Source organism: Gemella parahaemolysans, assembly GCF_053758945.1.
In genome coordinates this window covers 1-12,338 of record NZ_JBSMTP010000015.1, presented here as the reverse complement: position 1 = coordinate 12,338, position 12,338 = coordinate 1, and the positions used below count along the sequence as shown (strand labels likewise).

Sequence of the window (12,338 nt, the reverse complement as noted above, 5' to 3'; positions counted from 1 at the left end):
AGTTTCATTATACTGCAAAAACTTATAAAACACAATAAACTTTATTTCAAAATATTTTACTTCTCAACAAACCTACTAGTTAATTTATACACTTGTTTAATTTCGTTATTTTCTAAATTCCAAGTTTTTAATTCTTCTTTTATCAACTCTGGGAACTTTCTACTAATATCCCTTAATGCATTCCCTACTGATTTTCTTACATATTCACTAGCATCTTCTTTTAATGCTGCTAGTCTTTTTATTGCTTCTTGTGGATTTTCTTTGAAATATGGTCTACTAGTCCATATCCTTAATCCTTCTGTTACAGCTCTTTTCGTATTCGAATTATCAGAACTTAGCCATTCGTCAATTACAGGGATTGCATTTTCATATCCTTTATTTTTACAATATTCATCAAATGCTTTCGCTAATACCTCTTGTACTCTCCAATTATTATCTTTAGATACCTCATCACACATGAACTTAAGAATACCAATATCAGCTGATAAATATCCAAAAAGAAATACACCGTACATTCTAACCTGATATACTTTAGACTCATATGATAAGAAAGCCAACTCCTTAGTATAATCCCTATCATTATTTTTATAATCAATTAACGCTCTTTTCTCTTCTTCCTTAAATCCATTTTTTATTAAAGAAAATTCTTGTTCTAAGATTTTAATATATTCATTCATACTTAGACATACCTCTTTAATTATCTTCTAATTCTTTTAAAGTCTGGCCATTTTTTGTTTTCCAATGTGTTAATCCATTAGCATTAGTCCCCAATACAAATGCTGCAGCATAAGATGCACTTGTAAATAATTGATTTTCTTTTAGAATTCCATCTTTTATTATCCCAGAGTCGATTAATTGAACGCGTAATTCTTTAATTAATCTAGGCATAGTTTTTAAATCTTCTAAAGAAATCATACTTCCTTTTAAAACTACAAATCCCTCATTCGTTCTTTTACATTTTGCTTCAATTTGAAGATTACTCTTTCTGATTTTTCTACTTAAAAATAATAGTTCTTCATCAGCTATAACCACATCATCAACTGTATCTTTTTCTAAAGTTGGGATGAATAATTTGTGTCCTAATGTACCTATTATCATTTCACTATTAGAAAGAATTTCAATTAACTCAGATTCTTTTTCCTCTGTAACATTTCCTATATTCGGTTCATTTTGATTTTTCAATATATATCTTTTTGAGAATTTAATTTTTTCTGCAAATTTATTTTCAAGATAATTTAATTCTGTAGGTCCAAAGATATTAGTATCAGTTGTTAAAACTATCACTTCATTAAAGAAATCCATTTTTTCATCTTTGGTATGCTCTAATAATCTTAGTAATAAAGCCTCTCCATTTTTTCTATTTCCAGCTTGACCTACGTAAACTAGATTCTTATCTTCCTTATCGCTTTTACCTATCAAAAAATATATTCCACTATACTTTAAATGTTGTCTCTGTTTAATCAATTCTGAATTTAGTTTTGTCCTTGGAATTTTGTAAATAACCCCTGTCCAATTAGATAGTGTACATTTAATAGAACTTGTTACATCACCTTCCATCAGAAACATATTAATATTTTTTCCTCTTGTCATATTCTCAACTCCTTTCCTATAATCATCTTCTTAAAAAAAGCATATAGAATGTTAGACACTCTATATGCTTAAGGATGATTTGCTAAAATTAGTTGTTAGCTTTTAAGAAATCAACAGTTTTTTGGATTACTAACTCACCGCGTAAGTCTTCAACACTAATACGTTGTTTGATTCCTTCTTCAGTCATATTGTACATAGTAGCAAGTTCTTTAACTTCAGCATCGATGTCAGCATCTGTTACTTCAACTTTTTCTACTTCAGCGATTTCACCTAGTACGAATGAAGTTTTGATTTTATTTTCAGCATCTGATTTCATTTCAGCTTTAAGATCAGCTTCACCTTTTCCAGTGAATTGCTCATATAAGTCGAATGATAATCCTTGACGAGATAAGTTTCCAGTGAATTGTTCGAACATAGAGTTAACTTCTTGTTCTACTAATTTTTCTGGTACAGAAACTTTTGCGTTTTCTACAGCTGTAGAAATTACTTTATCAGAGTAAGATTTTTCTGCTAAGTTTTCTTTTTCTAATTTGATTTCTTCTTTTAATTTTTCTTTGTATTCAGCCACAGTTGAAGCTGCTTCTTTAGAAAATTCTTTAACGAATTCATCAGTTAGTTCTGGTAAAACTTTTTCTTTTACGTCGTGAATTGTAACTTCGAATCTAGCTGCTTTACCTGCAAGGTCAGCTACTTGGTAGTTTTTTGGGAATGTTACGTTAACTTCTGTGTCAACTGGTGCAACTTTTCCTTCTAATTGTTCTTCAAATCCAGGGATGAATGAACCTGAACCTAATTCTAATTCGTAACCTTTAGCTTCTCCACCTTCAAAAGCTTCGTCTCCGATGAATCCTTTAAAGTCGATAACTACGATATCACCTTTTTTAGATTCTCCTTCTTTGATTTGCCATTCAGCTTGACGGCTTAATAAGCTATCTAATCTTTCTTCTACATCAGCATCAGTTATTTCTACTGAATCTTTTTCTAATCCAAGGTTTTTGTATTCACCTAATTCAACATTTGGTTTAACAGTAACAACTGCTTCGAATTTAACACCTTCTTCTTTGCTGATTTCTTTAACATCGATATCAGGCATAGCTAATGGTGAAACTTCTAATTCGTCAATAGCTTTTGTATAAGCTGCTGGTAATACGAAATCTACTGCATCTTGGAATAATGCTTCTTCTCCGTACATTTTGTTGAATACGGCTCTTGGTAATTTACCTTTTCTGAATCCAGGTGCGTTAACACGTTTAACTGCACGTTTGAATGCTTGGTCTAATCCTTTCGCAAATTCTTCTTTTGTTGCTGAAAAAGAAATAACTACTTTTCCATCTTCTTTATTTAAAATTTGTGACATTTATTTTTCCTCCAAAAATACTTTTAAGTATCATCAAAAATGTTAGTATAAAAATACTAAAAACTCTTGATTAATTATATAGTAAATAGCATAAAAAGTCAATCGTTACACATTTAAATTATCGTTTTTAAGAGTTAGTTAAATAGTCTCAAAAAATCCTTTAACCCCTCTTCAAATTAATACTAAATTTCAAAAAAATTATAATACTTACATACTTTTTTCTATTTACCAACTAGTTTTTTACTAAATTCTTTTATTAATTTATCATTTTCTCTAAAATTAGGGTAATATTTCTCTAATAACGAATAGAATCTGGGTGTATGGTTTGTTTCTAACAAATGAGTAAGTTCATGGACAATAGTATGTTCTAAACATTCAATCGGGTATTTTACAAGTTCATAATTTATCCAGATTCTTTTGGCTGTAATATTGCATGTACCCCAGCGTGTTTTCATCTTTTTAATTCTAAGTTCTTCAGCATGAACATTCATGATTTTCTCGTATTTATTAATAAACTCTAACGAGCTATTATATAAAATTTTTCTCAACTCTTTTATTAGTATTTGCTCTCGATCTTGTTCTTTATCCTTTATAACTAGGATTAATTTATCATTAACTATTCCAACCGAATTCTTCAAACCGCTTCTAACTTCTAAAGTTAGCTCTTTCCCAAAAACAAAATGTTTTTCACCTGTTACATAATTTTTAACAGTATGACCATTCTTCAAGATATTATTCCTTCTAAGTTTTATTTCATCAATATTATCTTGAACAAGTTTTTTTATAATATAATTAGCTGTTCTCGGAGGGGCACTTACTACTACATCTGCATTCTTTTCCACTCTTAAATAAATGTTTTTCATGCTTTTCCTGTATTTTATCGTAACTACTAAATCACCGACACTTATTACTCTTTGCATACTGCCCCTCCTCTATATTTTATTATTTTAACTCACAACCTACTAATGCAGTACCTACTCTTATATGAGTTGCACCTTCTTCAATTGCAATCTTATAATCATTACTCATACCCATAGATAAAAACTCACATGGTGCATATGATAAATTCAGCCCTTTTACTATATCACATAATTTTCTTAATTTTCTAAAGCAATTACGTAACACATCCTCATCTTCGACAAAAGGTGCCATTGTCATAAGTCCTACAACTTTTATTTTTGAATACTGCTCTAATGATTTTATAAAGTCAATAACTTCTTCAGAAGTTAAACCATGTTTACTCTCTTCTCCCGAAACATTCACCTGCACGAAACATTTAATTTTCTTATCAGCACGTTTTTCGATTTCTCTAGCTAAACTATCTCTATCTAATGCGTGAAAATAATCAACCTCATTGATCACATCACGTACTTTTCTAGTTTGTAAACTTCCAATTAAATGCCACGTTTTATTAGAATAATTATTTTTTCTTTCAACATAATTTTGTGGACGATTCTCTGCAAAATCTGTAATACCTGCTTCTATAGCTTCGTCCACTCTAGCATCAGTAACATATTTAGTTACAGCTATTAAGTTCACTTCATCAGTATTTCTTCCTACTTTTTCACAAGTTTCCGCTATTTCTCTTGTTATTATTTCAAAATTCTCTCTAACGTTCATTTTCTATCCTACTTACTCTATATTTTTAATGTTATATTATAATTATAACATGATGATTATTATTTTGTTATTAAATAAATAAAAAAAGACACCTATTAAAATAGATGCCATAACAAGTAGTCGAACGGATTTGCACCGTCATCTCCCTTCTTAATTAAGAAAGGTGTCATCCTTTTTGAACTACTGCCCTACTTGTTATTTTATTATATCAACTTTCTTTTCTTTATTCAAATTATTTATATAATCTTCCACATTTTTTAATTAAAATACAGAAAGTAACAAGAAAACCTCGTTACTTTCTATTATTCATCTTATTTCTTAGGTACAAACTCCAATACTTTATCCTTAGGAATATTAGCTATAGATTCTGTAGTATATTCACCTTTTATCCATTTTTCTACTTGATTATCATAATTATCACTTAGAAAATGTCCACTTTGTCCCGGCCCAACAACGTGATATCCTGTTTTAGTTTCAAAATCATAGACAAATCTCCAAGAAGCCCCGTGATTTACCAGCCCCTCATCATTTTGTTTAGCCGCTTGAACTGTTACTTTCGAACCTGAAATTGGGTATTCTTTAGGATTTAAGAAGTACGCCAATAATGTTGATGATTTAGATAACGGATGTCTAAACCCTAATTTATGAGCCTCTCCCCACTTCCATTTAGATACATCTGTTCCATACTTTCCTTCTAATTCAGATATCGTCTCATTTAGACTGTTAGTCAATACCTCATTTAGCCCACCTTTTTCCTCAATAAGATTTACCTTCTTATCATTTATGCTATCTCTAAGAATCTTATCTACATAACTTTCTTTATGTGGCATGAATTTATAAACATCAGAATTCATCTTATCTTTTAATATATATGATTGTATCTTTTTCATCCAAAGGTCAAAAATAAGTGGCGAAGAATCATCCTTATCATCTACATTATTCCACAATTTCAACTTATCAATAATTTCCCTTTTTGAAATTTTGTCAATATTTATATTTTTTAAGAAATTCGGTAAAAATTCTTGAGAATATAAATTTTTTATATCCATTTGAAGTTTTTTCATATCATCTACTGTTAAGTTATTTCTTTTCGATAATATTTCATCTATACGGGCTTTTCTATACGGTTGTGCCCATACATTTGATGTATGGTAATCAGTTTTTACAGTCTCGGTATTAGCTGTGGCTATAAATCCTTCTTCTGGATTAACGAGTTTCGGTAATTTATCATAAGAAACATAACCACTCCAACCGTAGTCACTACTATATCCTGGCACCGGGAGATTTCCATCACCTTTTTTCCTAATCGGAACATTACCATTTGATTTATATGCTATATTACCTTCATTATCAGCAAAAACAAAATTTTGAGCTGGAGCTTTGAATTTTTCTAATGATTTTTCAAATTCTTTCCAATTTTTTGATTTATCAATATTTAAAATAGCTTCTAACTCTTGTGTTGATTCTAGTGCTGTCCATTGCATCGAAAAACTTGCATCTTTATTGCCTAACGGTTTAAGTAACTGATCGATTATTGGACCATGTTTTGTGTTAACTACCTCATAATCAACTGCATCTTTACCTTTTATTTTGATTGAATACTTATCGACCTGAGCATCATAATACTCATTATCATATTTAAATCCATATGGATTATTCTCCTGTCTTTTCTCAATATATAAATCTTGTACATCTGGTCCAAAATTAGTAACACCCCACGCTATATGTTCATTATGACCTAGAATAATACCAGGCACCCCAGGGAAAATTACACCAGAAACCTTATTACTTGGAGTTGATAGAGTCATCTGATACCATACTGATGGTGTTCCGAGTCCTAAATGTGGATCATCTGCCAATAACGGTTTACCTGATTTAGTCTTTTTACCAGAGACAACCCAATTATTACTACCATTTTCCATAGGTGGTCTTTCTGTTTCTGCTGTATTCTTATCTATACTCACATCTAGACCTAAATTTGCTTTTATTATTTCTTCATTATCTTTATTATTCGAGAAACTATCTGGTAATAATTGTTTTAAATTTTCTTCCCCTAAATTATTTAAAATCCAATTATTAAAACCTAAGTGATCCCAGTGTCCTCCTAAGTCATATGCCATATATTTTCCTACAGTTAGCGAATCAATTGGTGTCCAATTTTCAGGAGAATATCCTAATAGAGAAAATTCATAAGGTAATTTATTATCTCTCTTCGCTTCGTCTATATACGCATTAACCCCTTGTGCATAACTTTCCAATATTTTCTTAGCCTCTTCTGAATAGTCATTATATGAGGCTTCGGCTGCTTTTCTAAGAGAAAATACTAAAAATTTCTTATCATTTTCTAATGCCGCTTCTCCTACAATTTCAGAAAGTCTTCCACTAGCTTGTCTTCTAGCTAAGTCCATTTGAAACAATCTGTCTTGAGCATGAGTATACCCCTGCACCTTATACACATCGATATCATTTTCAGCCTCAACTGTAGGAATTCCATTTTTATCACGTGATACTTTTGCACTTTTATCTAATATATTTAATTCTATCTTTCCCTCAACTTTTGGTAGAGATTTGTGAATAAAATAATATCCATATCCCCCAGCCAACAATATAACTAACACTAGTGCTATAGCTAATCTTTTCAATATCTTAATAACTTTATTTTTCATAAGACCTCCTAGAAAATAAATTATACTAAGAATTATATTAGCTTCAATTACATTTTGCAAATTAATATTTCTTAAAAAACTCTAAATAAGTACAGTTATTTTTTCACTTATCTTCATTAATTTATATATGATAGATGTTTCATATCTCTTTAAAATATGATATATTTCACTTTCTTTTATTTTCACCCACTTCTATACACTTTTTTTAGTTATTATTTTTTATTCTTGTTAATTTTAATATTTTACTATTATATTACTTCAGCATTGGAATATATTTTTAAAAATTTTATAAAAAAAGTTTTCGAAGAAATCATCTCTCTTCGAAAACTAAAGTTGACTATTATATTTTTCTGAATTTCTTACTAATATTATTCTTATTCCTAAGAAGAAGTATATTATACAGCTAATAAATAATATACCTAAGCTAAAGATTAATAATAATATGCTATATACTAAGAATAAAAATGCTACTATATTGTGATTTATCCCTTTTTTAAACATTACAAATAGTAATAATAAAAATAAAATTACTAGTAGTGCAAAATATAACCACGCTAATTGTCCCATAACTTGAAAGATAAAATGCATATCTTTCGTAGAAACATTAGCACTATCCTGAGTAAGTTTTGTTTGTTCACGAATTTGATCGACTATTTTAGTTCTTAAATACTCATTTCCTGCATACTCTCGAAATAAGTTGATCATTCCTCCAATAAAACCAATATACAAGATATATATTACACTAGAGATAAGTAATAATATTTTCTCTAATTTGTCAAAATACATTATTTTTCACCTTTACCCTTACACTTAGCGCAAGTTCCATAGAATGATAAAGAATTATCTTGAACCTCAAAAGAATACTCTTTTTTCATATATTCAATAAGTTTATTAAATATAGGATTAGATACTTTCTCTATATTATTGCAATTAGTACAGATTAAATGATGATGAAGCTCATCATCTACAGATTGTCTTAAATGATATTTAGAAACACCGTTACTAAAAGATATTTTTTCTAAAATTTTTAATTCATAGAAAATATCTAAAGTTCTATAAACTGTTGCAATACCAATATCTGGTGTCTTCTCTTTTAAAATAAAGTATAGTTCTTCTGCACTAAGGTGCTGATCCTTATTCTCTACTAGAATTTCAACAATTTTTTCCCTTTGTGGTGTTAGTTTATAAGGTGATTGTTGAATTATTTTTATTATTTCATCATAAATGCTCATATACTATTTTGCGCCTTTCCTATTTTTTAAGTAAGATAATGCAAGCATAGTCTTACTGTCCGTTATAACATTGTCATCTAAAAGTTTAATTGCTTCTTCAATTTTATACTTACGTAGATTAATAAACTCATCGTCATCTGGATTCTGTTCCCCAGGATACTCTAAATTATCTACATAATATATTGTAATTAATTCTGAACTATATCCTAAAGCTACATGAACATCACATAGTTTTTCTAGTCTGTCTTCTTCAACCACATATCCTGTTTCTTCTTGCAGTTCACGAATAGCCGCTAGTTTCTTATTGCTTTCCCCAAGCTCTAACTTACCTGCAGGAATTTCTAAAGTCACCGATTCTATAGCTTTTCTATATTGTTCAACTAGAACCACTTCATCATTTTTTGTTAATGCTAGGATTGCTACTGCTCCTCTGTGATTTATTAGTTCGCGTTTGGAAGTTTCTCCATTCGGTAAAGTAACTGTATGCACTTCTACATCCAATACTTTTCCTTTGAATATTTTTTCGACATCAATAGTTTTTTCTTCTAAGTCTATTCTCATAATTTCCTCCAAATTTTTACAAACTATATTCTTCTAAATCATGTGCTATTCTCACCATACATTTACTACTTAATGTATCAATAGCCTCTTTCTCAATGCTTCTATCATATCTTGCACTAATATGCGTTAAAAATACATTTTCGACTCTACTTTTCTCTATTATCTTTTCTATATCTAATACACTTAGATGATAATTTTTTTTCGCATGATGTGCATCTTCTTTTAATAAATATGTACATTCTGTAATTATAATATTACTATTTTTAACAAATTCATTCAATCCTTCAAAGTATCTTGTATCTGGTATAATTGAGATTTCTTTTCCAGGTTTATCTTCAGATAAAAAATCACTTGAATTATACACCTTACCATTAAATTCGAAAGTATCTGCTTCCTTTATTTCTCTATAAAATGGTCCTGGCGTAATTCCTAATTCTTTTAACTTATCTGCATCTAAGCTCCCTTTTTGTTTTTTAAATATAATTTTATATCCAAAACATTCAATACTATGAGCTAGTGGATAGCTAAAAACAGTAACAGTTTTATTATCTATTATACACTGTTCACTAGAAATTTCAATATATTCCACGCTATAAGAAAGTGAACAATGTGTGAACATCATATTCTTCTCTATAAACTCCTTAATACCTACAGGTCCATAAATAGTAACCTTTGACGCTTTAGTATCTAAAAGAAAACTTCTTGAAGATAAAAAACCAATCAATCCTAGCACATGATCAGCATGAAGATGACTAATAAAAATTTTAGTTATTTTGGTTGGCTTAATATTTGTTTTCAAAATCTGGTGTTGAGTTGCCTCTCCACAATCAAACATCCAACACTCTTTTAGTTCTTGCATAAAATTAAATACAAAACTCTGTGTATTTCTAAATTTTGCTGGAAGCCCAGCTCCTGTTCCTAAAAATTGTACTTCCATTATATTCCTCTACTCAATAATTAATAATAGTGGCCTAAAAAGATATTCCATTTAAGCCACTTTATGTATGTTATAGTTTTACTACAAAAATCTGCGCATCTTGTAGACATGTTATTACATGTTCTACTCCTGCTGGAATTTCTAATAGTTCAAATTCATTCACAGATTCCACTTGTTCCTCAAAAGAAACTGTAATTTTCCCACTAATATTTAATAATAAAATATTTTTATCATTGCTGTATGAATCTGTTTGATTCCCTGTCTTAAGATTCATGTGCACCACTTGGTATCTATCATTTTCTAAAATAATCCCACCTAATAACGCATTTTTATCTAATTTAATTTTTTTCATAGTTTTATCTTCCTTTACGTTTATATAATCCGTCCTCTTCAATCATAATAAGCTTATTCTTGAACAATCTTCCAACAGCACGCTTAAAGCTTCCTTTACTCATTCCAAATACGGCTTTAATCTCTTCTGGATCAGATTTATCAGTGAATTCACAATAACCATTATTTTCAATATAATCCATAATTGCTTGTCCGTCACTATCCATTCTTTCATGTGCACGTGGCAAGAATGAACCATTGATTTCACCATTATCTTTAACACCGATAACACGTAGTGTTACTTTTTCACCTAAACGAGGTTCTTTTTCACGTTCACTTTCGTGAACAAATACTTTATAACCATCTTTTGTTAATAGAAATGTCCCAACTCGCATTAAACGATACGGATAAGCCTCAATATCCTTATTTTTCATACTTCTAGTTGCTTTTGAATAAAGTGATGCTACGATAGTCTCTGTCGCTAAACGTGCGAAAAGTTGTCCGCTAAAGTCACGACGTAGTGTAATAAATAGTTCGTCACCTTCTTTAGGCCAAACACTTCTTAATTTTGGTAAATCTTCTCCTAAAAGTGGAATTTCACGAGAGAAACCAATATCAAGACCGACTCTATCTTCTTCAACTTTAACCACTTTACTAAAAGCATAATCACCATATGTCACTTCTGGAATATTCGGTGTTGCGAATAACTTTCCACTACGAGAAGGATATACAAACATTGAATATTCTTCTCCAATTTCGTAATCATCTAAACTCTCTACGTCAGATTCGTTACAGTTAATTTCTTCATCATTTGGTCCTTTAAAAACTAATGATGAACTTTTCTTCTCTACTAATTCTAAGAAATGGATTTCTCCAGTAATAAATTTAATATCTTCTCTTTCCATCAAGTACCTCTTTCTTTTATTTTCGTATAACAACTTACAGCAATGTTACTAAACATCTTCTCATAAAAAAAGGTTGATACCTAATATCAACCTTTAAATTAATCGGAAAAAGTAGTATCAGGGCGTACTTACTTAACCATATTTTTTATTTGTTTTAATTGATTTACTCTTATTTCCTTTGGAAGGAATCTTCTTATTTCATCTTCATTATACCCTACTTGTAATCTCTTATCATCAACAATGATAGGTCTTCTAAGCATTCCTGGATTATCTTGAATAACTTTATATAATTCTTGAATTGACATACTTTCAATATCCAAATTCAATTTTTGGAAAGTTTTCGATCTGAATGAGATTATATCTTCTGTTCCGTGCTCCGTGATAGACAAAATGTCTTTAATCTCATCTGTTGTCAGAGCTTCTGAAAAAATATTTCTTTCCACAAAGTCTATTTCGTTTTCAATAAGCCAAGCTTTCGCTTTTCTACAAGAAGTACAACTTGGCGATGTAAACAACGTAACTACCACCAGCACTCACACTCCTTTATAAAAATAACATTAATATTTTTATAATTCTATATACTATTATATTATACTACATATGTTGTCGTTTTACAATATAGTATTGAAAAAAATATTTTAATTTGTCAACTAAAAACACTTATTTGATATCATTTTACACTGACTATCCTTGTAGACATAGACCTTATGTTCTACCCTTACATTTTTTTATTTGATTAGTTAAAATAAATTATATAATAATACACTTGTACAATACTTTGCAAAATTTTACGATTTTATTATAAACTATGAAACTTAAATTAAAATTAAATATTTTCAGCATTTCTCCTACATAGTTTATCTTACTGCTAAATTGACAAAGTATTTTATGTATGTTATCATATACATATGCCAGTATGGCGGAATTGGCAGACGCACTGGACTCAAAATCCAGCGATGGCAACATCGTGCCGGTTCGACCCCGGCTGCTGGTATAATAAAAAAGACAAGGCTTTTGTACCGACCCCAAAAAGTTAGACCAAAAAATCTAACTTTTTGGAGGTCGGTATTTTTATGACTAAATATAATTTTGAATTTAAAAAGAAAGTCGTACTAGAGTATATAAATGAAAACATAAGCA

Annotated in this window: 13 protein-coding genes and 1 tRNA gene; 1 reads left to right on the top strand and 13 read right to left on the bottom strand. The window is 29.7% G+C overall.

What is annotated here, in order from left to right; all coding sequences use genetic code 11:
- Positions 1-56: 56 nt before the first annotated feature.
- From ACWOBP_RS07500 to spxA, 13 genes are all read right to left on the bottom strand, one after another.
- Positions 57-677 (bottom strand): DNA alkylation repair protein, encoded by a 621-nt coding sequence (locus tag ACWOBP_RS07500; RefSeq protein WP_455338159.1) that lies wholly within the window; start codon positions 675-677, stop codon positions 57-59.
- A 16-nt stretch (positions 678-693) separates the two neighbouring features.
- Positions 694-1,590 carry a GIY-YIG nuclease family protein gene (locus tag ACWOBP_RS07495; RefSeq protein WP_455338158.1) on the bottom strand — a complete coding sequence of 299 codons (897 nt, stop codon included), beginning with the start codon at positions 1,588-1,590 and terminating at the stop codon, positions 694-696.
- Positions 1,591-1,678: 88 nt separating this feature from the next.
- Positions 1,679-2,947 (bottom strand): trigger factor, encoded by a 1,269-nt coding sequence (gene tig / locus ACWOBP_RS07490; protein WP_455338157.1) that lies wholly within the window; start codon positions 2,945-2,947, stop codon positions 1,679-1,681.
- A gap of 221 nt (positions 2,948-3,168) precedes the next feature.
- Positions 3,169-3,867, bottom strand: a complete 699-nt coding sequence (locus tag ACWOBP_RS07485) for a M48 family metallopeptidase (RefSeq protein WP_455338156.1) — start codon at positions 3,865-3,867, stop codon at positions 3,169-3,171.
- A gap of 22 nt (positions 3,868-3,889) precedes the next feature.
- Complete coding sequence (locus tag ACWOBP_RS07480) at positions 3,890-4,567, bottom strand: YggS family pyridoxal phosphate-dependent enzyme (protein WP_455338155.1); 678 nt, start codon at positions 4,565-4,567, stop codon at positions 3,890-3,892.
- A gap of 311 nt (positions 4,568-4,878) precedes the next feature.
- The gene (locus tag ACWOBP_RS07475; RefSeq protein ID WP_455338154.1) at positions 4,879-7,233 is read right to left on the bottom strand and encodes a penicillin acylase family protein; all 2,355 of its coding nucleotides are present in this window, start codon (positions 7,231-7,233) and stop codon (positions 4,879-4,881) included.
- A gap of 327 nt (positions 7,234-7,560) precedes the next feature.
- Positions 7,561-8,019 carry a DUF4064 domain-containing protein gene (locus ACWOBP_RS07470; protein ID WP_455338153.1) on the bottom strand — a complete coding sequence of 153 codons (459 nt, stop codon included), beginning with the start codon at positions 8,017-8,019 and terminating at the stop codon, positions 7,561-7,563.
- On the bottom strand, positions 8,019-8,465 hold the full coding sequence (locus ACWOBP_RS07465; RefSeq protein WP_455338152.1) for a Fur family transcriptional regulator: 447 nt from the start codon (positions 8,463-8,465) through the stop codon (positions 8,019-8,021). Before ACWOBP_RS07465 ends, ACWOBP_RS07470 begins: the two co-directional genes overlap by 1 nt.
- A gap of 3 nt (positions 8,466-8,468) precedes the next feature.
- Positions 8,469-9,020 carry an NUDIX hydrolase gene (locus tag ACWOBP_RS07460; RefSeq protein ID WP_455338176.1) on the bottom strand — a complete coding sequence of 184 codons (552 nt, stop codon included), beginning with the start codon at positions 9,018-9,020 and terminating at the stop codon, positions 8,469-8,471.
- A gap of 22 nt (positions 9,021-9,042) precedes the next feature.
- Positions 9,043-9,963: a ribonuclease Z gene (rnz, locus tag ACWOBP_RS07455; RefSeq protein WP_455338151.1), complete on the bottom strand. Its 921-nt coding sequence runs from the start codon at positions 9,961-9,963 to the stop codon at positions 9,043-9,045.
- Positions 9,964-10,033: 70 nt separating this feature from the next.
- Positions 10,034-10,315, bottom strand: a complete 282-nt coding sequence (locus ACWOBP_RS07450; protein WP_455338150.1) for a hypothetical protein — start codon at positions 10,313-10,315, stop codon at positions 10,034-10,036.
- Between the two features lie 4 nt (positions 10,316-10,319).
- Positions 10,320-11,198 carry a CvfB family protein gene (locus tag ACWOBP_RS07445; RefSeq protein WP_455338149.1) on the bottom strand — a complete coding sequence of 293 codons (879 nt, stop codon included), beginning with the start codon at positions 11,196-11,198 and terminating at the stop codon, positions 10,320-10,322.
- A 128-nt stretch (positions 11,199-11,326) separates the two neighbouring features.
- Positions 11,327-11,725: a transcriptional regulator SpxA gene (gene spxA / locus ACWOBP_RS07440; protein ID WP_455338148.1), complete on the bottom strand. Its 399-nt coding sequence runs from the start codon at positions 11,723-11,725 to the stop codon at positions 11,327-11,329.
- A 383-nt stretch (positions 11,726-12,108) separates the two neighbouring features.
- Between spxA and ACWOBP_RS07435 the strand changes: the two genes are divergently transcribed.
- Positions 12,109-12,192, top strand: a tRNA-Leu gene (locus ACWOBP_RS07435).
- The last annotated feature ends 146 nt before the right edge of the window (positions 12,193-12,338 follow it).